Raw genomic sequence first — 23,346 nt, forward strand, 5'->3', positions numbered from 1 at the left:
GGCAGTCACGGATCAGTTGGTAGCTGCCCCGTGCGGGCGGTTGCGGATAAGCAGGAGTGAGACGAGGGCCGCGCACAGGAAGACCACGGAGACGACTCCCATGCCGAGGTGGACGCCGGAGGTGAAGGCGTCGCCGAGGGCGGCGGTCACGTTGCGCGGCGCCGACCCGCCGCTCTTGCCGGTCGCCACGGCGTGTTCGATCGCCGGCCACTGGGACCGGGGCACGTGGTGGGCGTCGAGACGGTCGGGCAGGTGGTCCTGGAGTCGGCGGGCGAGGAGCGCGCCGAGGATGGACGAGCCCATGACCGAGCCGACCTGTCGGAAGGCGTTCACGGCTCCCGACGCCATGCCGGCCCGCTCGGCGGAGACACTGACCAGTGCGGCCGCCGTACTGGGCGCGGCAACCAGTCCCGACGCCGCGCCGAAGAGGGCGAACAGCCACCAGACCTGGCCGTAGGAGGCGTCCGGCCCCATGGTGGCGAGCCCGGCGGTCGCGGCCGCGCCGGCCAGGAAGCCCACGGTCAGGGGGAGTTTGAAGCCCGTTCGGCGGATGACCCGGCCCGTGGCGTAGGCGACGACGACGTAGACGCCGAAGAGCGCGAGCAGTCGCCAGCCCACCGCGAGGGCCGTCAGGTGCTGGACCCGCTGGTAGTAGAGGACGGACAGGATGGCGACTCCTGTGAAGCCGAACAGCGAGACGCCGGCGACGAACATCACGGCGCTGAAGGACGCGGAACGGAACAGGGACATGTCCAACAGCGGCGCCACCGCGGCGCGTTCCACGAGCACGAAGCCGATGAGTGCGGCGGCGGCGACGAACCAGGCGGTGAGGATGCGGGGGCTGGTGTAGCCGTCGTGTCCGCCTTCGATCAGGGCGTACACGAGTGCCGCGATGCCGACGACGGCGAGTAGTTGGCCGGGGATGTCGAGCCGGCCGCCCGGACCGCGCGACTCGGCGACGAAGGCGCCCACGAGCATGCTGAGCGCGGCCAGGACGACGGTCGACAGGAAGACGCTGTTCCAGTGGTAGTGCTTCAGCAGGACGCCGGCGATCAGCGGGCCGACCGCGAGGCCTATGCCGGACGACGCGGCCCAGGCGGTGACGACCTCGGTCCGGCGGTGCGGGTCGGTGAAGGTCGTGCCCAGGATCGCCAGGCTGTTGGGCAGGATGAGCGCTCCACCGATGCCGGAGACGAGCTGGCCGACGATGACGCCCTCGGTGGAATCGGAGGCGAACACGGTCAGCGAGCCGGCGATCATCACCGCGGCGCCGATGAGGAAGGCGCGCTTGCGGCCGTACAGGTTGCCGATGGTGCCCGCCGAGATGACGGTGCTCGCCACGACCAGGGTGTAGGCGGAGGGGATCCACACCAGGCCGCTGGGCGAGACGTGCAGGTCGTCCTGGATGGCCGACATGGCGGAGACCGACGCCGTGATGAGCAGGAAGGTCGTCATCGCGCCGAGACACATGGCGAGGAGTGTCAGGGCCGGTGAGGGGTGGTGGGCCGGTCGCCGACGGGGTGCTGCGGTGCCGGGCTGGTCGGCGGTGTCGGCATGTGGTGTCGCGGCGGATGAGGGGGTCGGTGGCATGTGTGTGTCCTTGTGTCGCCTGGGCGGCGGGTCCCGCCGCTGGTGTTCGACGGCGCGCGGCGGACTGTCCCGGTCGCGCGCCCGGCGCCGGTAGGGGTCGGTGTCAGAGGCAGCAGCCGGCCGTACGGGTGCGGTGCCAAGCGGTGGCCCACCGTGGCCCGGTGCGCCGCAACACCCCCTGACTTTCCTTGAGGCAAGTCAGAACCTAGACCCTGACTTCACTTGAAGCAAGTCAGGGTAGAGTGGAGCCATGACGGATCTCCTGAAGGAACGCGACGCCTGGTCGATGGACAACTGCTCGATCGCCCGCGCGCTCGACGTCGTCGGGACCAGGTCGGCGTTGCTGATCATGCGGGAGGCGTTCTTCGGCACCCGCCGGTTCGACGACTTCGCCCGGCGCGTCGGCATCGGCGAGCCCGCGGCGGCCGCCCGCCTGAAGGAACTCACCCAGGCAGGAATGCTGGAGAAGACGCCCTACCGGGAAAACGGCCAGCGCACGCGCTACGCGTACGAACTCACCGAGAAGGGCCGCGCCCTCCTGCCCGTTCTCCAGGCTCTGCGGCAGTGGGGAGACACCTGGGCCGCGGACGAGCCGGGCCCTCCGGTGATCGTCCGGCACAAGAACTGCGGCGCCCGGGTCCGCGTGATGCAACGCTGCGACGAGGGGCACGAGGTGGCCGCGGGCGAGTCGGTCGTCGAAGCGGGCCCTGGCCTTATTCGCGCCGGGGCCGACACGGTCTGACCAGCCGGCGTCCTGCGGGCGGCAGGCGGCAGGCGGCAGGCGGCAGGCAGGACTTAAGCGGGGGTGGTGGTCTGTGGGCCGCGGTGCCGGAGCCGCGATGATTAAGGCGCCGCGATGACCGAGACCGCAGCGTCCGAGGCTCCGCGGAGTCCAACGCGCGGCACCGACGGCCCGCCTTTCGGTCAGGTCACCGATTACGGCGCCCCCTTTCGGGGAGCTCGCCGATTACGGCACCTCCCCGCTCCACTCAGACGCCGAGGGCAGGGAATCCGCCGTCAACTGTCAGGGTGACGCCCGTGATGTAGTTGGCGCGGGGCGAGGCAAGGACGACGACGGCCCCGGCGATCTCCCGCACGAATGCGAGTCGCGCCAGGGGCACGCGGGCGCCAAGGGCCTCGCAGTCGTCCTCCCCGATCACGTCGACCGCGTTGCCCGTCCGCGTGTGTCCCAGTGCCACCGCGTTGAATCGGACGCCTCCTGGTTCGGTGACCGGCGTCACACCCAGCTCCTGTCAGTAATCGGGCCGCCATCTCGTCCAGAGGGCACGCGAACGAGACAGGAGCAACGCCATGAAGCACCGCATCGTGGTACTCGGAGCCGGATACGCCGGGGCCTTCGCCGCCGGAAACCTCGGCCGGCGGCTCTCTCCGGCCGACACCGAGATCACCGTCGTCAACGCCGTGCCCGACTTCGTTGAAAGGATGCGGCTCCACCAGCTCGCCATCGGCCAGGACCTCACGTTCCAAAAGCTCACCGACGTATTCGCGGGCACCGGGGTGTGCCTGCGCCTGGCCCGCGTCGCCGGCGTCGACCCCGAGCGCCGGACCGTCGCCGTGACCGGCGAGGACTGCGATGGCGAGGTCGTGTACGACACGCTTCTCTACGCGCTCGGCAGCTCCGTAGCCCACCATGACGTGCCGGGCGTGGCCGAGTACGCCTTCGACGTGACCGGTCTGTCCTCGGCGCTGCGTCTGCGCGAGCGTCTGACTGGACTGGGTGCGGGCGGCTCCGTGCTGGTCGTCGGTGAGGGGCTGACGGGCATCGAGACCGCTACCGAGTTCGCCGAGTCCCGGCCCGACCTCTCGGTTGCGCTCGCCGCCCGTGGCGAGCTGGGAGCCTGGCTCTCCCCGAAGGCCCGCCATCACTTGCGCCAGGCATTCGGTCGGCTCGGCATCACCGTGCACGAGCACACCGGCGTCGAAGCCGTCGAGCCGACACGGGCGATCGTTGCCGACGGCACGTCCGTCCCGGCCGATGTGACCGTGTGGGCCGCCGGATTCGCTGTGGACCCCATCGCGGCCGGCAGCGGTCTGAAGGTCGCCGAGACCGGTCAGATCGTCGTCGACCGGAGCATGCGTTCGGTCTCCCATCCGGACGTCTACGCCGCCGGTGACTGCGCCTACGCGATCGGGGACAACGGCTGGCCGCTGCCGATGTCCTGCGCCTCGGCCGGCGTCACCAACATGCAGGCGACCGCCGCCATCATCGCGCGCCTGACAGGCCGGGAGGTCCCGACCACCGGGCTGAAGTACTACGGCAACCACATCAGCCTCGGGCGGCGGGACGCGATCTTCCAGATGGTGGACGAAAACGTCCAGGCGAAGTCCTGGTATCTGGGCGGCCGGAGCGCTGCGCGGCTCAAGTCGGGCGTGCTCAAGGGGGCCAGGTGGGGCATCGCCCACCCGACCTTCGGCATGCCCAAGCGCAGGCACCGCCTGGCCCACTCATCGGACCGGGCTGGTGTGAGGGCCGCCGCATAGGCTGCTCCGCATGGACAGCGCAGCCATCGATCGGTTCGAGGCCAGCCGGGGCCGGCTGGCCTCGCTCGCGTACCGTTTGCTCGGCTCGGCCGCCGACGCCGAGGACGCCGTGCAGGACGCGTTCCTGCGCTGGCAGGCCACGGACCGGGAACGCATCGAGGTACCAGAAGCGTGGCTGACCAAGGTCGTCACCCATCTCTGTGTCGACCGGCTCCGTTCGGCGCAGGCTCGCCACGAGCGAGCGGCCGGGGCATGGATGCCCGAGCCGCTCCTCGAGGGCGACCCGATGCTCGGTCCGGCCGATACTTTCGAGCAGCGCGAATCGGTGTCCTTGGCCGTACTGATCCTCATGGAGCGCCTCTCGCCGGTCGAGCGGGCCGCATACGTCCTGCGCGAGGCCTTCTCTTACCCCCACGCCGAGATCGCCGGGATCCTCGACATCACCGAGTCCGCGAGCCAGCAGCATGTCCACCGGGCCCGACACCGGGTCACCGGCGGGCACCGCGGCGGCGAAGTGGACCCCGCGTCCGCGCGCCTGGTCGTCGAGGAGTTCCTCGCCGCCGCCACGTCGGGGCGCACGGAACGTCTGGTGGCGATGCTCACCGAGGACGCGACCGCGTTTTCGGACGGGTACGGACTGGCCCGGCGGCTGCTGCGGTACGACACCCGCGAGCGCATCGCGGCCTACGTGCGGGCCGGTTTCAAGCCCACTCCGGCGAAGCGGCGGCTGGCCGGCGGTTCCCCGGCGTTCCACGTCGCGCTGGTCAACGGCTCCCCAGCCGTCCTCGCCGTGGTCGACGACAGGGTCGTGGGTGCCGTGGCGTTCGAAGTCAGCGAGGGCAAGGTCGCGTCTCTGCACGGCATCGCCGCGGCTGACCGGCTCATGCGCCTCAACGAGGCCTGGCGGCAGTACGGCCCCGAGGCGCCGCTCATCACCGCATGGTGACCGGAGCGCCCGGAATCCAGTGACCCCAGTCGGAGCAAGGACGGCCGGCTGTGACGTCGCTCGTGGCCCTCCGGGGCGGGGACGGACAACGGGCTGCCGGATCAGTTCACGCTCTGTCCCCCGTCGATCATGAGCGACTGACCGGTGACGAAGGAGGCACGGTCGGACAGGAGGAAGAGAACGACCTGGGCCACCTCGTCCGCTTCGCCGATACGCCCCAGCGGGATGTTCTGACCGTGGGGGTGGTCCTCGGTGCCGTCCTCGCGCCGGGCGATCCCGCCTTCGGTCAAGGGAGTGCGGATGATGGTCGGGTTGACGGTGTTGACACGGATGGCGTCGGGACCGAGCTCGACGGCGGCGGCGCGCGCCAGGGCGGCCACGCCTCCCTTGGTGGCGCTGTAGATGGAGATGCCGGGGGTGCCGAGTTCAGCGAAGACGGAACCGTTGATGACGATGGCCCCGCCCTGACCCTGGCGTTTCATCTGCGCCGCCTGGGCTTGCAGGGCGAAGAAGGTGCCTTTGAGGTTGGCGTCGACGAGGTGGTGCCAGGTGCTCTCGTCGAGTTCGGTGAGCGGGCCGACCGCGGCGGTTCCGGCGTTGTCGAAGGCGACGTCGAGCCGCCCGAAGCGGTCGACGACCTGAGCCACGACGTCGGCGGCGCCCTGGACGTCGGTGGAGTCGGCCCTGATGAACAAGGCATCCCCGCCCAGTTCCGTGATCTCGTCCGCGACTTCCTTGCCGGCATTCTCACGTCGCCCGGTGAAAGCCACCTTCGCGCCCTCCCGGGCGAACAAAAGAGCTGCGGCACGGCCGATTCCGGAAGTCCCCCCGGTGATCAGGGCGACCTTTCCTTCCAGCAGGCCCATCATTTCTCCTCCGTTGTTTCTCGATGCAAGGTCCGGACTGCCGTGGAGGTGTCCGGATCGCTGCCACTGTGCGGCGACGTCCGTCCACAGCACCGCCGCCCTTTCCGTCATTCCGGACCGGCCATTACGAGAGTCGATGGCCGCCAAAAGGAAAAGCACCGGCCGCCTTGTCGACCGTACGCGGCATTCGCTGAACGACCGCGGCCATCGGCCGGGGCGGGCACCGCCATCGGTCTGGCTTCTGGCGAGACGATGACCAGCCGGTGGGCCCTGTGCTGGTATGGAGAAATGGAACTGCGGGAACTCCGAGCCTTCGTCGCCGTCGCCGAGGAGCGCGGCATGTCCGCCGCCGCCCGTCGGCTGCACATGAGCCAGTCGGCGCTGTCGCAGACGGTGAGCGGCCTGGAGCGGCAACTAGGACTGAAACTGCTGATCCGCACAAACACCGGCGCCCGCCCGACCGAGGAGGGGGAAGTCCTGCTGGCGGAGGCCCGGGCCGTGATCGCCCGTCACGACCAGGCGATGCGCACCATGGCGGGCCTGACGAATCCGGGATGCGGGCTGCTGCGCATCGGCATCCCTCTGGAGTTGCCGTCGGAGCTGCTCCGACCGGCGATGGAGCAGGTGGCGGTCACCTGCCCCGACACCCGCGTACAGGCCCGCCACCTGTCGTCCGCGGCTCAACTGGAAGCCCTGCGCGCCGGTGAACTCGACATCGGTCTGCTCCGGGAACGCCCCGCGGATCCCGACCTCGACGCCATGCTGGTCGTCACGGAGAGGCTGGGCGTGCTGCTGGCGGCAAGCGTCGCCGCTGAACTGGCGGACGACACGGGAGTGCGCCTGGAGACCCTCCGGGGGCTGCAGTGGGTGAGCTTCCCCCGCTCCGGCAGTCCCGCGTGGTACGACGAAGTCACGTCCGTGCTGCGCAGTTTCGGCCTCGACCTGGGACCGGAGCCACCGCAGGACCAGTCGTTGATCGCCGAGGTCAAACTGGCGGCCGTCGGCACGGAGAAGGCGTTCGCTCTGGCCCCGCCCCACTGGTCCCAGCCACTGCCCGAGAACGTGGTCTGGAAGCCGCTGCACCAGCATCCCCTGGTCCGGCGCACCTGGGCGGCCTGGCCGACCCACTCCCGGCGACGCGACCTGGCCTCTTTCATCACGGCACTTCCGACGACGGATCTTTGACCGGCTCGCTCGCCGTCCGAAACTCCTTCGAACCACTTGACTGCCGCGACGGCATCGCGACTCCCGCCATCGGAATTAATGGACGCGGCTATTAGCTAATTCGATTGCCGCGCTTTCCAGCAAGCGAGAGTTCGAAGCCATCAACAGGCCTCTGAACTGGGATAATGACAGCATACGAACCGTGAGCGCCCGCCTCTACGAGCAGTGAGCAACGGGAAAATCGGGCCCCCGAGAAAAACGCAGCAACGCACTCCACGGAAACCTTGCGTACGTTGTGTCACGCAACCCGACTTTCCAATGGAGTGTTTACCGTGAATTCTTCCTACCTCGCCGGCAACGTCGCACTGGTCACCGGGGCGACCAGCGGTATCGGTGCGGCGACCGCGGCCCTCCTCGCCGAGCGTGGAGCGCATGTGCTGGTCGCCGGACGGGACGCCTCGCGCGGCGAGTCCGTGGCCGACGCGATCCGTTCGCGCGGCGGCAAGGCCGACTTCCTGGCCGCCGACCTGACGACGGCCGAGGCCGCACGCGATCTCGCGCGGCGCGCGACCGACATCGGCGGCGCGATCGACATCCTGGTGAACAACGCCGGCATCTACCCCTTCGGCCCCACCGCCGACACCGCGGAGGAGCAGTTCGACGCGGTGTACGCACTGAACGTGAAGGCGCCCTACTACCTCGTGGCCGAGCTCGCGCCTGCCATGGCGGAGCGCGGCCGCGGCTCCGTCATCAACCTGAGCACCATGGTGGCCGATTTCGGTATGGCGGGCATGGCCCTGTACGGGTCGAGCAAGGCCGCCGTGAACCTGCTGACCAAGTCCTGGGCGGCCGAGTACGGTCCGCGGGGCGTGCGGGTCAACGCCGTCGGGGTAGGGCCGACGCGGACCGAGGGAACGGCCGGACTGGGTGACGGCCTGGGCGATCTCGCCGCCCAGGCTCCTGCGGGCCGGCCGGCGAGTCCGGAGGAGATCGCTTCCGTGATCGCGTTCCTGGCAAGCGAAGCGGCTAGCTTCGTGCACGGTGCGATCGTCCCCGTCGACGGCGGTCGCGTCGCCGTCTGAGCCGTACGGCGGCAGTGCGGACAGCAGGGACGGGAAGGGCCCGGCGCAGCGGACGAGTGGTCGCTGCGCCGGGCCCTTCCCGGTTTGCCGGGGCGACGGTGCGGCGCGGCGGCGCGCCCGATGAGGTGTCGTGAGCCGGAGGACCTAGGCGTCCCGCCGATCCCCCTTAGGTCAGCCGTTGTTCGCCGCGTGGTGCCGTCGGTAGTGGCGGGCGACGCGCACGCGGTTGCCGCACGCCGGGGAGCACCACTCCTGGCGTGCGGCCTTCTTGGCGAAGAAGAGCAGGCAGTTGGGCGCCAGGCAGGGGCGCAGGCGGTCGAGGTCGGGTCCGGTGAACAGTTGGACACCCTGGTGCGCGATGAGCTGTACGGCCAGGAGCGCCGAGGTCTCCGAACCGCGGTACGTGCGTGAGGGCTTCCCGGCGGCCGGCCAGACGAGCTCGGGCCACGCCTGGGCCAGAGCGTTCAGCGTGCTGATCGCCTCCGGCCGCGCCAGCTCCGGTGCGGTGGCCGGCGGACGAGGATCGTCGGTGGTCTCCGCCGCCAGCAGGCGCAGTGCGTCGCGCAGCGCACGGAGCGGTCCGGCGGCCGAGCGCGCGGAGGCTTCGTCGAGCGGGTGGGCCGGAAGTCCGGTCTCGGCCGTGACGCGGTCCGCAACCGCACGCAACCAGCCGGCGGCGTCGGCATCGTCGGCGAGGGCGTCGCGGGTGCGGCCTCGGTCGACCGTGACGGTGTTCATCAACTCGACCGGCAGCGGCTCCCCCAGCAGCACCGCGCTTGTGCTCGCTCCCTCGGACATCATGCCTTCGATGATACCGGGCTAATGGGCGAAGGCCACTCCAGCCATTTGACAGTCACCGATTGCCGCGCGATAGTCCTAACGGCCAGCAGTCTTTGCGACCATTAGGATCGCATCCCATCAAAGGAGACCGCCATGTCGGCGCTGCCCCAGATCAGCCCCACCGAAGCCAGCGGCGATGCCGCGCACCTGCTCGCCGAACTCAAGAAGAGCGTCGGGTCCGTCCCGAACATGGCCAAGGCGATGGCGAACAGCCCGGCTCTCCTCAAGGGGTGGATGGGCCTGTCCGACGCCCTCGCCGGAGGCGTCCTGCCGACCGCCATCCGTGAGCGCCTCGCCCTGGCCACCGCGGAGCACAACGGCTGCACCTACTGCCTCTCCGCCCACACCTATCTCGGCACGAACGTCGCCAAGCTCGGCAAGGACGAAATCGAGCGCGCACGCCAAGCCGAATCCGCCGACCCGCACGCCGCGGCCCTGCTCGCCCTCTCGGAGGCCATCGCCCGAGGTCACGGCACCATCGACGCGACCGTCCTCGAGTCGGCCCGAGCCGCAGGCGTCACCGACGCCGAGATAGCGGAGGTCGTCGGCAATCTCGCCCTCAACATCCTCACCAACTACTTCAACCTCGTCGCCGACACCGACAACGACTTCCCTCCCGTGACCCCCCGCGCGCGCTCCTGACGACCGCGAGAACGGCAAAAGCTGCGCGGGACTCCCGACGGTTGTTCCGTTGAAATACGGCCGAACGCCCTACGGCCCAGTGAAGTACGACCAAGCGCCCTACGGCCCAGGAGGGCGCTGCCGCATCACCCCGTCGCCTCAGGTGACACCGGCATGGGGTCCAGAACCCGGCCGGACACGGACGCCCGGCGATGCGACACAGCTCAACAGCTCCGATGACGAAGCGAGGCAGCAATGACCCAAGCAACCCCGACCCCGGGAAACGGCACCTACGACGTGATCGTCCTCGGGGCCGGTCCCGTCGGGCAGAACGTCGCCGACCGCGCCCGTGCCGCCGGGCTGAGCGTGGCGGTGGTGGAACGCGAACTCGTCGGCGGTGAGTGCTCGTACTGGGCGTGCGTCCCCAGCAAGGCGCTGCTCCGCCCGGTGATCGCCGTCGCCGACGCCCGGAATGTGGAGGGTGCGCGCCAGGCGGTCACCGGCCGGATCGACGCCGACGCGGTGTTCGCCCGCCGCAATCGCTACGTCACCGACTGGGACGACAGCGGACAGGCCCACTGGGTGAAGTCCATCGGCGCCGAACTGTTCCGCGGCCAGGGCCGTCTCGACGGACCTCGGCGCGTGACCGTCACCCGGGACGACGGCACGCGTCAGACACTCACCGCCCGGCACGCGGTGGCCCTGGCCACCGGCAGCCGGCCGGCCCTGCCTGACCTGCCCGGCATCGACGAGGCCCGGCCCTGGACCAACCGGCAGGGCACGGACTCCAGCACCGTGCCCGGGCGACTGGTCGTCATCGGCGGCGGAGGCGTCGGCGTGGAGATGGCCACCCTCTGGCAGGGCCTGGGGTCCCACGTCACCCTGCTCGCCCGTCGGGCCCTGCTGCCCCGCATGGAACCCTTCGTCGGCGAGCTGGTCGGCCAGGGCCTCACCGAGGCGGGAACCGACGTGCGGATCGGCACCCAGGTCACCGCCCTGCGCCGGCCGGACCCCGAGGGCCCGGTCACCCTGACCCTCGACGACGGCAGCGAACTGGAGGCGGACGAGGTCCTGTTCGCCACCGGACGCACCCCCGCCACCGACGACATCGGACTGGACACGGTGGGGCTCACCCCGGGCTCCTGGCTGGACGTGGACACCACCGGTCTCGTCCGCGGTGTGGACGACGAGTGGCTCTACGCCCTCGGCGACATCAATCACCGCGCCCTCCTCACCCACCAGGGCAAGTACCAGGCCCGCACCGCGGGCGACGCCATCGGCGCCCGCGCCGCCGGCCGCCCACTGGACGACGGCCCCTGGGGCGACCACGCCACCACCGCCGACCAGCACGCCGTCCCCCAGGTCTTCTTCACCACTCCCGAAGCCGCCGCGGTGGGGCTCACCGCCGAGCAGGCGGAACGGGCCGGGCACCGCACCCGCACCATCGACCTGGACCTCAACGCCGCCCAAGGGGCCAACCTCTTCGCCGACGACTACCAGGGCCACGCCCGCATGGTCGTCGACCTCGACCGGGACATCCTGCTCGGCGTCACCTTCGTCGGCCCCGGAGTGAGTGAACTGCTGCACTCCGCCACGATCGCCGTGGCGGGCGAGGTACCGCTCAAACGCCTGCGGCACGCCATCGCACCCTTCCCGACGGTCAGCGAGATCTGGCTGTTCCTCCTCGCCGCGTATCAGAAGGCCGCGACCTGACGTCTCTCACCTGGAACCCTTCAGTTCCCCCCTGCCGGACCGGTCCGGGCCATCCCACCGCGGCGCGTGCTTCGGCGGGCGACTCTCCGACTCGCCCGTGCGGTACCCGTCTACGTCCGGTGGCCCGCCAGACCCCGACTGCGAGCTGCGAAGTCCCGCGCTGGTCCCTCAGCCGTCGGAGATCAGTCCCGCCGGCCCCAGTCCAGACGGTCGGCCAGACCGGCGGCGGTGAAGGCGGCGACCAACTCGTCGCGACCCTCGGTGAAGTGGGCCCAACTGTTGTAGTGGACGGGTACCACGCGGCGGGCGCCGAGGAGTTGGGCGGCCTCGGCGGCCTGGGCGCTGCTCAGGACGATCAACTGGTTGTCGAAGAGTTCGGGGAAGCGGGGGGCGCCGGCGAAGAGGAGCGCGGTGTCTACGGGGGCGAAGCGCTCGGCGATCTCCTTGACGACGTCGAGGGAGGCGTTGTCGCCGCTGACGTAGACGGTCGGCAGGTCCTCTCCGGTCAGGACGAAGCCGACGACCTGTCCGGTCACCCGCTCGACCTGCTCACGCGGGCCGGGACCGTGGATGGCGGGGACGCCGGTCACGGTGACCGTGCCGCCGTCGGGGCGGTTCAGCTCGACGGATTCCCAGTCGGCCAGCCCCTTGGCCCCGCCCTTGAGGCGCTGTCCGCCGCCGGGGGTGGTGAGGATGAGCTCGATGTCGGCAAGCAGGGCCCGGCCGGACCTGTCCAGGTTGTCAGGGTGCTCGTCGTGCGAGAGCAGAACCACGTCCACGGAGCCCAGATCGGCGGGTGCCCCGCTGGAGGGGGCGGTCTTGGTGAGGAACCGGCCGTCGGGACGGACGTAGTCGCCCGGGGCGTCGAAGGTCGGATCGGTCAGGAAGCGCAGACCGCCGTACTCGAACAGGGCCGTCGGACCGCCGAAGACCCGGACGGGAAACGGGTGCGTTGCCGCGGGAAGGGAGGACATGAAACACCTCACGGATGAGAGTCTTTTAACCGTGAGATGACCGTAGTCGCTTCTCACGGATACACGCAAGCCTTACCATGAGATACATGAAGGAGACCGTGATCGACCAGCCCGGCCTGCCGCCCGCTCAGGGCGAGGAGGAGCACCTCTCTCTCGCCCTCGCCAACAGCGCAATGGCGCTGACGGGCGGACACACGGTCGATCTCCTGGGCACTCCCGCGCAGGCGAACCACTGGCTGACAGAACGCGGGCTCGCACCGGTCGACGCCGGCATGCGGGAGATGTGCGCGACACAACTGCGCTCGCTGCGCGAACAGATCAGGTCACTGTTCGCCGCCCGCGCCGAAGGGCTGCCGGCCCTCCCCGCCGCCGTCAGGGCCGTAAACGACGCGATGACCCGCGTTCCCACCGCCCCGCTGCTGCAGTGGGACGACAAGACCGGCCCCTACCGCTCCACCCCGCACCCGACCACTGCGATCGTCGACCACGCCCTGGCCACCCTCGCCGCCGACGCCGCCGACCTGCTCACGGGCCCCGACGCGGACCGTCTCACCGCCTGCGGCTCCGCCCCCTGCAACCGCTACCTGCTCCGCCACGGCCGCCGCCACTGGTGCTCCACCCGCTGCGGCGACCGTGCACGCGCCGCCCGCGCCTACGCCCGCCGCACCGCCTCCCCATGACCCCGCGCGCCCTCTCCGGCATCGGCCCTCGCGGCCGTCCGTCCGGACCATACGCACACTCCGGCTGACCGGGCGCCAGCAGCCCTCCGCCGACATGCGCCTCGCGGACCAGGGCACGGCTGCCGGGAAACGGCTTCTCCTACGCAAGCGACTCTGAACCGACGTCCGCCACGCCCAACGCCCGCCCGGCGCCGACGAGTTCACAATCGCCCCCGGACAGTGGAACACCCAGCTCCGCCCCGCTCCCGGCGCCTCGCGTCACCCAGGGACGGCCGTCCGAGTGCGCCCGCGTACCCCTGGTGTGAGACTGCTGAGGCATGGGCGCCAGACGGCACGCGACCTGAGGGAGGCGGAACGAGGTGACGATGCCCGAGGCCGGTGACGACCAGTTGCACCAGTTCCTGGCCGACTCGGCCAACCGGACCGTCGACCTCACCACCGCCATGGCCCGGTGCACCAAGGCACTCGGGCTGCATCACTCGGTGGCCTACCTCGCCGACATCCAGCAACGCCACCTGGTCCCGCTCACCGATGTCACCGCGACGCTCCCCATCGACGACTCCCTGGCCGGCTGGACCTACCGCACCCAGTCCCTGCGGGTCGAGGCCGCGGAGTCCGGCGCGATGATGGCCTGGTTCCCCCTGCTGGACGGTGCCGAACGACTGGGAGTGCTGGCCGTCTACGGCCCCTCCCTCACCGCCGCCTCCCTGAACCGCGGCAAGGCCCTGGCCACCCTCGTGGCGATGATGGTCACCTCCCGGCGCACCTTCAAGGACTCCTACGTCCAGCGCACCCGCACCAAACGCATGCAACTGCCCTCCGAGATGCTGCGGGCCTTCCTGCCGCCCCGGACGATCGGCAACACGCGCGTGGTCTCCACGGCCGTCCTCGAACCCGCCTACGAGATCGGTGGCGACGCCTTCGACCACGCCCTCACCGAGACGACCCTGCACGCCACCGTCCTCGACGCCATGGGACACAACCTCGCCTCCGGCCTGACCAGTGCCCTCTCCCTAGCGGCCTGCCGCAACGCCCGCCGGGTCGGAGCCGAACTGCCGGAACTGGCCCGGACCGTGGACGAGGCCCTGGCCCAATGGCTGCCCGACCAGTTCTGCACCGGCGTCCTCGCCCAACTGGATCTCTCCTCGGGCGTTCTGCGATGGTGCAACTGCGGACACCCCGCACCCCTGCTCATCCGCGACCAGCGGCTGATGGAGGGCGCCCTGGAAAGAGACGCCGCCCCCCCGCTGGGACTGCCGTTCCTGCTGAGCGACCGCGGCCGCAGGATCCACGAGGTGACCCTGCGGCCGGGCGACCGGGTACTGCTCTACACCGACGGTGTCACCGAGGCCCGTACCCACGACGGGGAGTTGTTCGGGCTCCAGCGGTTCGCCGACTACGTCATCCGCGCGACCGCCGCGGGGGAACTGGCCCCGGAGAGCCTGCGGCGGCTGATCCACTCGATCCTGGACGTGGAGACCAGCCGCCTCCGGGACGACGCGACCATCATGATGCTGGAGTGGCAGCCGCGCACCCAGTGACCCCCACCGGGCAACCTGTGCAGGAAGCCGCCTGCGTGTGTCTCGTGGCTCAGCGGACCGTGCGGCTCACCCGGTGTGGATCTCCAAGGCGGCACGCACGGCGGACTCCACGGCCCCCTCGATCCACGCCGGCTTGACGGACGTATGGTCACCCGCGAAGTGCAACGGGCCTTCGCGCACGGGGATGACGGGCAGCAACTCCGTGTGCTGTCCGGGCAGGAGCACCGACGCCTCCCCGTAGGCGTACGGGTCACGCAGCCAGCTCTGCGTGCGGCCCCCGCCGGTGTAGAAGACCTCGATGCGCTGGCCGTACACCTGCTGGAGGCCGCACAGCGCGTGCGGGTAGCGTGCCTCGTCGTCCAGGGAGTCCCAGCGCAGCGCGTCGTCCGCCCAGCTATAGGAAGCCAGGACCACTCCCCCCGCGCTGCCCGGCACGGGATGGGAGGGATGGAACATGAACCGGTTGGCGTTGTCCGACACCGAGCCGCCGCCCACGACGTCGACCGCTTCCGGCTGGTCGCGGGCGATCGCCCGGTTGGCCGCGTAGTGGGTGCGCTGCCCCGCTGTGATGTGCCCGGCGGGCACGGAGGGGTGGGCGCCGAGCAGGCTGCCGTCGGTGGCGGCGCGGCCCGTGCGGTAGGCGTCGTACAGACCTCGGTCGACGGCGTTCAGCTCGCGCTTCCAGTCGGCCTCGTCGAACTCCCACCAGCGGCGGCTGAACTCCAGCAGCACCTTGGTCGCGCTGTCGTAGTGCAGTTCGCAGACCGCGCGGCGTTTGCCGTACGACATGGGCGGGGCGATCTGCACGTGGCGCAGTCCGGAGAACGGCACCGTGACCACGGCGACGTCCGCAGTGAACTGCTCGCGTACGACGGGTCCGTCGCGGCCCTCGGACACGGTGTCCACCCACACGTGCCGGCCCTTGCTCCGGACGTGCCCGGCGTCCGGTGAAGGGCGGTCGGGGTGGTGGTACTCGATGCGCGTGACCCGCCGGTCGAACCGCACGTCCTCGCGCACGCGTTCCAGGAGGGCGTCCGGCAGCACGGCCGTGCCGCCCTGCAACTCGTAGAAGGGTGTGTCGGGGCTGATGAGGGAGGAGCCGATGAAGCTGTGGATGAAGGACAGGGGAAGGCGTGAGGTGAGGTTCTCCAGGGTGCCGATCAGATCGATGGTCCGCTCGTCGAAGCCGGCGTGCTCGGTCAGGAAGCGGAACATCGACCAGTCACCGAACCGCTGCACGACGCGGGCCCAGCCGCGCACCCGCTCGGGCAGCGGCTTGTCGACCCGCTTGCCGTCGCCATTGACGTAGCTGAACTCGTCGCGCACCGGGTCCAGGACGGAGCGCAGGATGGCGGCGGCAGGGGTGTCCCAGAGGGCCCGGGGAACGCCGAAGGACCGGTTGATGCGCCGGGGTGCGCGGGCGTAGTCGGCGCGCCGCACGCGGATCCCGTTCACGTGGATCCAGGTCCGGTTGGCGGGACGCCCGTCGTGGTCGACGTCCACGTAGTGGAAGCGCCGCTTCTTCAGGCCGAACTGGTCGATCAGTTCCATCACCAGGGGATGGCTGCCGGGGATGCGCATCGCGCCCGCTTCGGCGTACTGGAGCGGATCGACGAAGGGCTGCTTCGCCTGTTCGTGGCCGCCGTTGCGGAAGGTCTTGATGCGTCCGCCCGCGCGGTTGCCGTTGGCCTCCAGGACCGTCACACGGTGACCTGCCTTCTTCAGCAGCCAGGCACTCACCAGCCCGGCCGGACCGGCTCCGATGACCAGGACGTCCTTCGGACGGGCCCGCCGCTGGGTCGGCAGCCCCTGCTTGAGGATGCTCTCGTAGCGCGGGACGAGAGGGCGGTTGTCGGGGTCCAGCACCAGCAGGGCGCGAGCCACGGCCAGGCATCGGTCGAAGTCGGCGCCTCGGGGGGCGCTCGGAGCGGTCGGTGCGGGCAGGGCCGCGGAGACGCCGCCGGTCAGGGACGTCGCCACCGTGGCCGTGCCGGCCACCGCCGCGAAGCCGCGCCGGGACAAGCTGCGGCCTGAGTGCACCACCGCGTGATCTTCAGTCATGCCGGTTTTGTACCGGTGGCCGTGACCTGGCGTCCGCCCTCCGCAGTCGCGTTGACTCGAAGGAGCGAAAACCACGACAAACCCTGACGTCGGGCACGTCAGTCGGCGTGGGCGGCTCGGGAACCCCGAAGGGATGAATGCGGAGCAAACTCCCTTTGCCGCCACGACAAGTCCCCCACACTGCCACTGCGTATTCGCATCCGTGCGCTTCGGCGAACCCACGGTCGCGCGGCCAGGCGGCGTGCCGCGCAGACCTCCCGGGAGTGCGGGTCGGTGGAGGGGGAAGGGTGGCGCAGCGGCCCACTTGGTTCGGTGACAGAGCCCGTTACTGGTTCGACAGGACGCTGGCCCGCGGTGCTCCCGCTCTCGTCGGCTGGATGGCGTTGTTGTGTCTGGCCATCGTCGTCCCGGCCAGCGCGGTGCTGGTGTGGACCGACCCCGACGCCCCGGTGCCGCTGGCGGACCGGCTCGCGGAGGTGTGGCGCCTCACCGGGGAGACACTGCGGCTGGGCGGTGCCACGGGGGCGCCGTTGCGCGTGACCATGTCGGTGCTGCTCGCACTGGTCGCCCTGCTGTACGTCTCGACGCTCGTCGGCCTGATCACGACGGCGCTCACGGAGCGGCTCACCGAGTTGCGACGGGGCCGTTCCACCGTGCTCGAACACGGGCACGCCGTGGTCCTGGGGTGGTCGGAGCAGGTGTTCACCGTGGTGAGCGAGCTGGTGGCCGCCAACGCCAACCAGCGACGCGCGGCGGTGGCCGTTCTGGCCGAGCGGGACAAGACGGCCATGGAGGAGGCCCTGTGCACGAAGACCGGCCCGTCCGGCGGTACGCGGCTGATCTGCCGCAGCGGTCCCACCACCGACCCTGCCGTGCTCAGCCTGACCAGCCCGGCCACGGCCGGTGTCGTGCTGGTCCTGCCCCAGGACGAGCCGGACGCCGACGCCGAGGTGGTCAAGACGCTGCTGGCGCTCCGGGCAGCCCTGGCCGGGGAGGCGACTCGTCCGCCTGTCGTCGCCGCCGTCCGGGACGACCGCTACCGTCTGGCCGCCTGTCTCGCCGCCGGACCGGGGGGCATCGTCCTGGAGAGCGACACCGTCACGGCCCGGCTGATCGTGCAGGCCACCCGCCGGCCCGGACTCTCCCTCGTCCACCAGGAACTGCTGGACTTCGCCGGGGACGAGTTCTACCTGATCTCCGAACCGGCCCTGGCAGGCCGGCCGTTCGGCGACGCGCTGCTGTCCTACCCGACGTCGAGCGTCGTCGGGATGATGCGAGACGGCACCCCCCTCCTCAACCCGCCGCCGCAGACGCCCGTCTCCTCCGACGGCGTACTCATCGTCATCACTCGTGACGACGACACGGCCTGGTCGGACGACTGCGAGAAATTGGTCGAGAAGGCGGCGATGGCATCCGGCCCTGCGACGCCCCCGCGGCCGGAGCGCGTTCTCCTGCTCGGCTGGAATCGCCGGGCACCGCTCATGGTCGACCAGTTACGCCGCCGCGCCCGCCCGGGATCAGCCGTCGACGTCGTGACGGACGGTCGTGAAGTGGCACTCGAGCAGGCGGGCGAGGCGGACACGCACAATGCCGACCTGACCCTGACAGTGCACCACGGGGACATCACCCGCCCCGAGACCCTGAAGCGTTTCGACGTGCACTCCTACGACAGCGTGATCGTGGTCGGCCAGGACCCCGCTCCCGGACAGCCGCAGGACGACCCCGACAACCGCACGCTCGTCACCCTGTTGCTCCTGCGCCAACTGGAGGAAGCCTCCGGGCGCGGACTGCCGGTGGTCACCGAACTGATCGACGACCGCAACCGGGCGCTGGCCCCCATCAGCCCCGGAGCCGACGTCATCATCAGCGGCAAGCTCATCGGCCTGCTCATGGCGCAGATCTCCCAGAACCGCCATCTCGCAGCGGTGTTCGAGGAACTGTTCTCCGCCGACGGCACCGGGGTGCGCATGCGTCCCGCCACCGACTACGTGCTGCCGGGACGCGAGGCCTCCTTCGCCACGGTCGTGGCCGCGGCGCGTCGGCGTGGGGAATGCGCCATCGGTTACCGGAGTCACGATGACTCGTCCACGTGTCCCGGCTACGGCGTGCGGATCAACCCGCCCAAGGCCGAGCGGCGCCGCTGGTCGGTCCGGGACGCGGTGGTCGTGATCGGCAAGAACTGACGGGCTGCTGCGGCTGGGGGCGCAGGGGTTGTCCGGCCGCGGCAAATGCGTCCTGCACCGCACCCAGCCCGCCGCGCGCGAAGCCTCCTCGGCGCGCTGCTCACGTGCCTGCACCGACGGCCGCCTGCCCTCCTTGACGAGGGGCCGCCGTCAGGGGGTCGCGGGCGTGAAGCAGCGCAGCAGTTCGTCCACAGCGCGGCGCGCGGTGCCGGCGCTCGCCGCGGGATGGAAGAGCAGGCTCCTGAGGAAGCCGATGACGAGGGTCGCGGCCGCTTCGGGGTCGAGGTCGGCACGGAAGTGGCCGCCGTCCCGGCCGGCGCGCAGGATCTCCACGAGGTAGTTCCGCCACGCGATGTCGCTGGCCTCCAGCGTCTCGCGCACCGTCTCGTCGCGCACCGCGCGGGTGTTGAGCTCGTTGAGGACCACGAACTGCTGCCGGTTGGCGTTGAACTGGTCCAGTACGACGCCCATGTGCCGCGACAGGTGCGTACCCGGGTCGAGGTCGGCGCTCTCCCGCAGGGACGGCACCTGGTCGAGGTGTCCGACGATCCTGTCCACGACGGCTGCGACGAGCGCCTCCTTGGACGGGAAGTGGTAGTGCAGGGTGGCGATGTTGATGCCGACGACGTCGGCGACCTCCCGCACCCGAAAGCCCTCGAAGCCCTTCTGCGCGATCAGTTCCTCGGCCGCCGCCACGATCTGCAGACGCCGCTGGTCACCGGCGCTTCCACCTCGCTGCTGCCTGCGCTCGCCCTGCATGATCACTCTTCCCTCGGTTGTCCATCAAGTGATTGATGGGTAGTCTGCCGGACACCGTTATCCAGCACCTGCTGGAGAGCCTATTCGGTTCGTGGAGGATCCATGGCTTCCCCGTCCCTCGCACCCGACCGGCAGGCCCCGGCCCGTGCCGGCTGGCTGGTCCTGCTGATCGTCGGGGCGGCACAGTTCATGGTGGTGCTCGACGGCACCGTCGTGAACGTAGCGCTGCCCGCGATCGAGAAGGACCTCGGCTTCGCCGGCTCCGACCTGCAGTGGGTCATCAACGCCTATGTGCTGGCGTTCGGCGGCCTGCTGCTCCTGGGCGGCCGACTCACGGACGTCGTCGCGGGCCGGACGGTGTTCCTGGCCGGCCTGCTCCTGTTCTGCCTCGCCTCCCTGGCCTGCGGCCTGGCGACGTCCCCGGGCATGCTGCTCGCCGCCCGCGCGGTCCAGGGTGTCGGGGGCGCCCTGCTCTCGCCCGCCGGACTGTCACTGGTCACCCGCGCCTTCACCGGCGGCCGCCGGGCCGTCGCCCTGGGCGTGTGGGGAGCGATCGCCGGGGTCGCCGGAGCGGCCGGAGTACTCCTGGGAGGCTTCCTCACCGACGGCCCCGGCTGGCCGTGGATCTTCTACATCAACCTGTTCGTCGGAGCCCTGGTGCTGCCCGGCGTCCTGCTCCGCGTCCCCCGCACGGCCGCGAGCGGCACCACCCGCCTCGACCTGCCCGGCGCCACACTGATCACCCTCGCCCTGGTGACCCTCGTCCTGGCCGTCGTACGCAGCGAGGACGACGGCTGGAGCGCACCGATCGTCCTGACCGGGTTCTTCAGCAGCGCCGTACTGCTGGCCGCGTTCGTCCTCCTCGAACGACGCGTGCAGCAGCCGCTGGTACCGCTGACCGTCTTCCGCCTGCGCAACCTCGCCGTCGGCAACGCCGTCAACCTGCTCCTCGGCGTGGTCATGCTGGCCACCTTCTTCCTGCTGACCCTCTACCTGCAGCAGGTCCACGGCGACAGCGCACGTGAGGCAGGCCTGGTCTACCTCCCCCTGGCCGTCGCCATCATGCTCGCCAGTGCCGTGTGCTCGCAGTTGCTCCCGCGGACCGGCCCACGGCCGCTGCTGACGGTCGGCGCCCTGCTGCTCAGCGGGAGTCTCGTCTGGTTCGCGCAGCTCGAAGTGGACTCCTCGGTGGGCGCCTACTTCATTGCCCCAAGCATCGTCTGGGGCGCCGGCATGGGCCTGGCCGCCGTGGCCGCGCTGTCGGCGGCCACCCAGGATCTGGGCGGCGAGGGCGAGTCGGGCCTGGCGTCCGGTCTGGTCAACACCACGCTGCAGATCGGCGGCGCGATCGGTCTCGCCGCACTGAGCACCTTCGCCTTCGACCGGCTCGACGACCGCCTCGCCCGTCACCAGCCTTACCCCGTCGCCCTGTTGGACGGACTGACCTTCGCCCTGCGGATCGCCGCCGTCGTCGCCCTCGCCGCCGCGGCTCTCGCCCTGGCCGTCACGCGACCCGGCCCGGCACGCGCGCCGGTCGAGGCCGCCGCGGTACGCCCCGGCGCCTGACGCAAGAAGACGTATCTGCTCCGAGCGGCAACAGCACCGGCAGGGTGTCCCCGTCGACGCAGTTCCCCCCTCTCATCTGCTTGATCAAAAGCGAGTGCATGGCGCTCACCGCACCTGGAAACGGACTGCTCATGACCTCTACCCCGCCGCTCGACGGCCCGAAGACCTGCGACGCGAGCGCGATGACGGAGATCCACCGCATGCTGCTGCAATCCTTCGACGAGGCGACCGAGCTCGTCGAAGGTGTGCGGGAAGGTGACACGGCCCATGCCGAAGTCGTCGCCGTGCAACTGCACTTGATCTCCACCGCGCTGCACGCGCACCACGAGGGTGAGGACTCCCGCCTGTGGGACATGATCGACACACGGGCGCCCGCGTGCTTCCTGCACGTGGAGCGGATGAAGGTGCAGCACTCCGAGATGCTCGTGCACCTTGAGGCCTTCGACCGGGCGGTGCCGGCCTGGCGGGCCTCGGCCGGGGCGGCCGAGGCCGAGCCGGTCAAGGCCGCGCTCGCGGGTGTGTGCGCCGCACTCGCCGCGCACTTCCCTGACGAGGAGGCCCACATCGTGCCGGTCATGGAGCACGTGATGACCCAGCCCGAGGAGAAGTGGTTCAGCAAGCACGGCCGCAGGGCGACACCCCAGGGCCAGGGCTGGAACATGCTCGGCGCCATCCTGGCCGCCCAACCCGACGGCGGCGAGGCCTGGCTGCGGAAGAACATGCCCGGCCCCGTGGGCCTGGCGTGGCGGTACATCGGCGCGCCCCGATACGCCCGCTTCCGCGCTGCGCTCGCAGGACGCCGCCCCTGACACGGTCCGCCGATCAGGCCGGGGGCGGGTGGGGCGTCGTCCGACGAGAGATGTCCTGGGCCGTGTTTCACAAGTCCCGCACTGGGCGTTCGGGGTGGTGCGGGTGGCCGGCCAGAGGGTGAGGTCGCTTGCGATCCTGCCGATGTCGTGGGTCGTACGCACGGTGTGCTCCCGGTGGCTGGTGTCACGACGGACGATCTCGAAGCCGCCTTCTTCCAGCACCGCCACGGAGGCGAACCACGGGGGATCATCTTCGTCAGGTTGGACCACGATGAAGGTGTTGTCGGCGTCGTTCAACCCGCCGATCAGTTCAAAAAGGCAGTCTTCGGAGGGGTCCTCATAGCCTTCGCCGTTTTCCGCCTCCGCGCGGCAGAAAGTAGCCCGCATCGTTGCCCCATGCCTGCCGGATGTCTTGGTCAGCAGGGGGCAGCATGGCATGACGGAGTGACGTTCCCGCCGGGTCATGGCCGTTCGCTGATCGTGACGACGTGGAAGGTGGCCTCATGGTGCAGGGCGAGCTTCGTACCGGGTGACAAGCGACCGGTTCGACTTCAGCCGGTTGCGGTGTCCCCGGCAACGCGTGCAGGCAGGTGGGCCCCGGCCTCCGGGGACGAATTCGTCCGGCACACATCTTGTCGAGACACGAGAAGCTATGTCAGGCTCCCTGACATAACACGCCGCCGAAGGCCGAGATCACGCGTGCGGCACCACCCTCTGCCGCCGCGATAGTTCCTCAGCACGCCGCCACCCAACGCCGCGACGTCAACACCCTTCATCCGCGGGGACTTTGACATCAGCCTCATGGCCCGCAAGCACCCGGCGCTGCCGAAGATCCCCAGTTCGGCGTGCGTTTACCAGGCCGCCCCGGCCGGCCTCCACCACCGCGACAGCGACGGTGACTCGACATGGAGAAGCACCCGCACCCCAAGGAATCAACGATGATCCCGTCCGACGAAACGCCTGCCGCCGCCGTAGAGCCGCCCGGCTCCGAACCCACGTCCTGCTGCGCCTGCCTCACACACCTCGATGCCGGGCATCGCCCGAGGGCGGCATCCGCTGCCCTGACCAGTGGCCTGATCGGTGGTGTCATCGGTGCCGTGATGAGCGCCCTGGCCAACTACATCGTCGTCGGCATGCCGTCCGGCCCCACAGCCAACGCGGCCCATCACGCTGTCTCCGGTCTGATCAGCGGTTTCCTCGCGGGCTTTCTCGGTCTTCTGGCATTTCAACGCAGAATGCGACGACGCGACAGCGAGGCCGGCCACGTCCTGCCTGCCGAGGGTCCGACCTTGATCGCGCCGCCGGAAGCCTCCGCCCGCTGAAGCAGCGACGGCCGCACCGGCAAGCCATTCCCACATCTGCCCACGACTACCCCGTGTCCGACGACACCACAGCCACCTGTTCCGCTCCGTCGCTTCTCGCGTCCGAACGTGAGGGCTGCCCGTCATG

The 23,346-nt window shown here is 70.4% G+C and carries 20 protein-coding genes and 1 pseudogene; 13 read left to right on the forward strand and 8 right to left on the reverse strand.

The genetic code is table 11. The annotated features are described in order from the left end of the window. Positions 1-12 precede the first annotated feature (12 nt). The gene (locus tag ACZ66S_RS36850; RefSeq protein WP_469905933.1) at positions 13-1,470 is read right to left on the reverse strand and encodes an MFS transporter; all 1,458 of its coding nucleotides are present in this window, start codon (positions 1,468-1,470) and stop codon (positions 13-15) included. A gap of 370 nt (positions 1,471-1,840) precedes the next feature. Between ACZ66S_RS36850 and ACZ66S_RS36855 the strand changes: the two genes are divergently transcribed. Beyond that, the gene (locus ACZ66S_RS36855; RefSeq protein WP_469905934.1) at positions 1,841-2,332 is read left to right on the forward strand and encodes a winged helix-turn-helix transcriptional regulator; all 492 of its coding nucleotides are present in this window, start codon (positions 1,841-1,843) and stop codon (positions 2,330-2,332) included. 247 nt (positions 2,333-2,579) lie between these two features. On the opposite strand, the gene ACZ66S_RS36860 is transcribed toward ACZ66S_RS36855, so the two are convergent. After that, positions 2,580-2,831 carry an SDR family oxidoreductase gene (locus ACZ66S_RS36860; protein ID WP_469905935.1) on the reverse strand — a complete coding sequence of 84 codons (252 nt, stop codon included), beginning with the start codon at positions 2,829-2,831 and terminating at the stop codon, positions 2,580-2,582. A 70-nt stretch (positions 2,832-2,901) separates the two neighbouring features. Between ACZ66S_RS36860 and ACZ66S_RS36865 the strand changes: the two genes are divergently transcribed. Then, positions 2,902-4,092: an NAD(P)/FAD-dependent oxidoreductase gene (locus ACZ66S_RS36865; RefSeq protein WP_469905936.1), complete on the forward strand. Its 1,191-nt coding sequence runs from the start codon at positions 2,902-2,904 to the stop codon at positions 4,090-4,092. 10 nt (positions 4,093-4,102) lie between these two features. After that, positions 4,103-5,038, forward strand: coding sequence for a sigma-70 family RNA polymerase sigma factor (locus ACZ66S_RS36870; RefSeq protein ID WP_469905937.1), 936 nt, complete (start codon positions 4,103-4,105; stop codon positions 5,036-5,038). 101 nt (positions 5,039-5,139) lie between these two features. On the opposite strand, the gene ACZ66S_RS36875 is transcribed toward ACZ66S_RS36870, so the two are convergent. Then, positions 5,140-5,907 carry an SDR family NAD(P)-dependent oxidoreductase gene (locus ACZ66S_RS36875; RefSeq protein WP_469905938.1) on the reverse strand — a complete coding sequence of 256 codons (768 nt, stop codon included), beginning with the start codon at positions 5,905-5,907 and terminating at the stop codon, positions 5,140-5,142. Positions 5,908-6,192: 285 nt separating this feature from the next. On the opposite strand from ACZ66S_RS36875, the gene ACZ66S_RS36880 reads away from it, so the two are divergent. Continuing rightward, positions 6,193-7,089: a LysR family transcriptional regulator gene (locus ACZ66S_RS36880; protein ID WP_469905939.1), complete on the forward strand. Its 897-nt coding sequence runs from the start codon at positions 6,193-6,195 to the stop codon at positions 7,087-7,089. A 311-nt stretch (positions 7,090-7,400) separates the two neighbouring features. Continuing rightward, a complete protein-coding gene (locus ACZ66S_RS36885) occupies positions 7,401-8,150 on the forward strand; it encodes an SDR family NAD(P)-dependent oxidoreductase (protein ID WP_469905940.1) in 750 nt (249 codons plus the stop codon). 171 nt (positions 8,151-8,321) lie between these two features. Here ACZ66S_RS36885 and ACZ66S_RS36890 read toward each other — a convergent pair whose 3' ends face one another. Then, positions 8,322-8,951, reverse strand: coding sequence for a CGNR zinc finger domain-containing protein (locus ACZ66S_RS36890; protein WP_469905941.1), 630 nt, complete (start codon positions 8,949-8,951; stop codon positions 8,322-8,324). Positions 8,952-9,083: 132 nt separating this feature from the next. On the opposite strand from ACZ66S_RS36890, the gene ACZ66S_RS36895 reads away from it, so the two are divergent. After that, positions 9,084-9,632 carry a carboxymuconolactone decarboxylase family protein gene (locus tag ACZ66S_RS36895; protein WP_469905942.1) on the forward strand — a complete coding sequence of 183 codons (549 nt, stop codon included), beginning with the start codon at positions 9,084-9,086 and terminating at the stop codon, positions 9,630-9,632. Positions 9,633-9,866: 234 nt separating this feature from the next. Continuing rightward, positions 9,867-11,324 (forward strand): dihydrolipoyl dehydrogenase family protein, encoded by a 1,458-nt coding sequence (locus ACZ66S_RS36900; protein ID WP_469905943.1) that lies wholly within the window; start codon positions 9,867-9,869, stop codon positions 11,322-11,324. Positions 11,325-11,506: 182 nt separating this feature from the next. On the opposite strand, the gene ACZ66S_RS36905 is transcribed toward ACZ66S_RS36900, so the two are convergent. Next, positions 11,507-12,298 carry an MBL fold metallo-hydrolase gene (locus ACZ66S_RS36905; protein ID WP_469905944.1) on the reverse strand — a complete coding sequence of 264 codons (792 nt, stop codon included), beginning with the start codon at positions 12,296-12,298 and terminating at the stop codon, positions 11,507-11,509. 86 nt (positions 12,299-12,384) lie between these two features. Between ACZ66S_RS36905 and ACZ66S_RS36910 the strand changes: the two genes are divergently transcribed. Together ACZ66S_RS36910 and ACZ66S_RS36915 are read left to right on the forward strand one after the other, a co-directional pair. Further along, positions 12,385-12,978 (forward strand): CGNR zinc finger domain-containing protein, encoded by a 594-nt coding sequence (locus tag ACZ66S_RS36910; protein WP_469905945.1) that lies wholly within the window; start codon positions 12,385-12,387, stop codon positions 12,976-12,978. A gap of 365 nt (positions 12,979-13,343) precedes the next feature. Then, on the forward strand, positions 13,344-14,519 hold the full coding sequence (locus ACZ66S_RS36915) for a PP2C family protein-serine/threonine phosphatase (protein ID WP_469905981.1): 1,176 nt from the start codon (positions 13,344-13,346) through the stop codon (positions 14,517-14,519). A gap of 66 nt (positions 14,520-14,585) precedes the next feature. On the opposite strand, the gene ACZ66S_RS36920 is transcribed toward ACZ66S_RS36915, so the two are convergent. Continuing rightward, positions 14,586-16,580, reverse strand: coding sequence for a flavin monoamine oxidase family protein (locus tag ACZ66S_RS36920; protein ID WP_469905946.1), 1,995 nt, complete (start codon positions 16,578-16,580; stop codon positions 14,586-14,588). A gap of 287 nt (positions 16,581-16,867) precedes the next feature. Here ACZ66S_RS36920 and ACZ66S_RS36925 point away from each other — a divergent pair, with 287 nt between their 5' ends. Continuing rightward, a complete protein-coding gene (locus ACZ66S_RS36925) occupies positions 16,868-18,763 on the forward strand; it encodes a CASTOR/POLLUX-related putative ion channel (protein ID WP_469905947.1) in 1,896 nt (631 codons plus the stop codon). Between the two features lie 150 nt (positions 18,764-18,913). On the opposite strand, the gene ACZ66S_RS36930 is transcribed toward ACZ66S_RS36925, so the two are convergent. Further along, complete coding sequence (locus ACZ66S_RS36930) at positions 18,914-19,522, reverse strand: TetR/AcrR family transcriptional regulator (RefSeq protein WP_469905948.1); 609 nt, start codon at positions 19,520-19,522, stop codon at positions 18,914-18,916. A 102-nt stretch (positions 19,523-19,624) separates the two neighbouring features. On the opposite strand from ACZ66S_RS36930, the gene ACZ66S_RS36935 reads away from it, so the two are divergent. Both ACZ66S_RS36935 and ACZ66S_RS36940 read left to right on the forward strand, forming a co-directional pair. Beyond that, positions 19,625-21,088 (forward strand): DHA2 family efflux MFS transporter permease subunit, encoded by a 1,464-nt coding sequence (locus ACZ66S_RS36935; RefSeq protein ID WP_469905949.1) that lies wholly within the window; start codon positions 19,625-19,627, stop codon positions 21,086-21,088. A 131-nt stretch (positions 21,089-21,219) separates the two neighbouring features. Beyond that, the gene (locus tag ACZ66S_RS36940; protein ID WP_469905950.1) at positions 21,220-21,897 is read left to right on the forward strand and encodes a hemerythrin domain-containing protein; all 678 of its coding nucleotides are present in this window, start codon (positions 21,220-21,222) and stop codon (positions 21,895-21,897) included. A 90-nt stretch (positions 21,898-21,987) separates the two neighbouring features. On the opposite strand, the pseudogene ACZ66S_RS36945 reads toward ACZ66S_RS36940, so the two are convergent. Continuing rightward, a pseudogene (locus tag ACZ66S_RS36945) lies at positions 21,988-22,284 on the reverse strand (hypothetical protein); the annotation flags it as partial. Between the two features lie 518 nt (positions 22,285-22,802). Between ACZ66S_RS36945 and ACZ66S_RS36950 the strand changes: the two are divergent. Next, positions 22,803-23,219 (forward strand): hypothetical protein, encoded by a 417-nt coding sequence (locus tag ACZ66S_RS36950; RefSeq protein ID WP_469905951.1) that lies wholly within the window; start codon positions 22,803-22,805, stop codon positions 23,217-23,219. The last annotated feature ends 127 nt before the right edge of the window (positions 23,220-23,346 follow it).

The organism is Streptomyces sp. NPDC107471 (assembly GCF_055582845.1).

What these genes read in the sequence shown, in the direction of transcription:
- ACZ66S_RS36850 (WP_469905933.1), bottom strand. Translation starts at nt 1,470, where the DNA reads ATGTGTCTCGGCGCGATGACGACCTTCCTGCTCATCACGGCGTCGGTC.
- ACZ66S_RS36855 (WP_469905934.1), top strand. Translation starts at nt 1,841, where the DNA reads ATGACGGATCTCCTGAAGGAACGCGACGCCTGGTCGATGGACAACTGC.
- ACZ66S_RS36865 (WP_469905936.1), top strand. Translation starts at nt 2,902, where the DNA reads ATGAAGCACCGCATCGTGGTACTCGGAGCCGGATACGCCGGGGCCTTC.
- ACZ66S_RS36870 (WP_469905937.1), top strand. Translation starts at nt 4,103, where the DNA reads ATGGACAGCGCAGCCATCGATCGGTTCGAGGCCAGCCGGGGCCGGCTG.
- ACZ66S_RS36875 (WP_469905938.1), bottom strand. Translation starts at nt 5,907, where the DNA reads ATGATGGGCCTGCTGGAAGGAAAGGTCGCCCTGATCACCGGGGGGACT.
- ACZ66S_RS36880 (WP_469905939.1), top strand. Translation starts at nt 6,193, where the DNA reads ATGGAACTGCGGGAACTCCGAGCCTTCGTCGCCGTCGCCGAGGAGCGC.
- ACZ66S_RS36890 (WP_469905941.1), bottom strand. Translation starts at nt 8,951, where the DNA reads ATGATGTCCGAGGGAGCGAGCACAAGCGCGGTGCTGCTGGGGGAGCCG.
- ACZ66S_RS36895 (WP_469905942.1), top strand. Translation starts at nt 9,084, where the DNA reads ATGTCGGCGCTGCCCCAGATCAGCCCCACCGAAGCCAGCGGCGATGCC.
- ACZ66S_RS36900 (WP_469905943.1), top strand. Translation starts at nt 9,867, where the DNA reads ATGACCCAAGCAACCCCGACCCCGGGAAACGGCACCTACGACGTGATC.
- ACZ66S_RS36905 (WP_469905944.1), bottom strand. Translation starts at nt 12,298, where the DNA reads ATGTCCTCCCTTCCCGCGGCAACGCACCCGTTTCCCGTCCGGGTCTTC.
- ACZ66S_RS36910 (WP_469905945.1), top strand. Translation starts at nt 12,385, where the DNA reads ATGAAGGAGACCGTGATCGACCAGCCCGGCCTGCCGCCCGCTCAGGGC.
- ACZ66S_RS36915 (WP_469905981.1), top strand. Translation starts at nt 13,344, where the DNA reads ATGCCCGAGGCCGGTGACGACCAGTTGCACCAGTTCCTGGCCGACTCG.
- ACZ66S_RS36920 (WP_469905946.1), bottom strand. Translation starts at nt 16,580, where the DNA reads ATGACTGAAGATCACGCGGTGGTGCACTCAGGCCGCAGCTTGTCCCGG.
- ACZ66S_RS36930 (WP_469905948.1), bottom strand. Translation starts at nt 19,522, where the DNA reads ATGCAGGGCGAGCGCAGGCAGCAGCGAGGTGGAAGCGCCGGTGACCAG.
- ACZ66S_RS36935 (WP_469905949.1), top strand. Translation starts at nt 19,625, where the DNA reads ATGGCTTCCCCGTCCCTCGCACCCGACCGGCAGGCCCCGGCCCGTGCC.
- ACZ66S_RS36940 (WP_469905950.1), top strand. Translation starts at nt 21,220, where the DNA reads ATGACCTCTACCCCGCCGCTCGACGGCCCGAAGACCTGCGACGCGAGC.
- ACZ66S_RS36950 (WP_469905951.1), top strand. Translation starts at nt 22,803, where the DNA reads ATGGAGAAGCACCCGCACCCCAAGGAATCAACGATGATCCCGTCCGAC.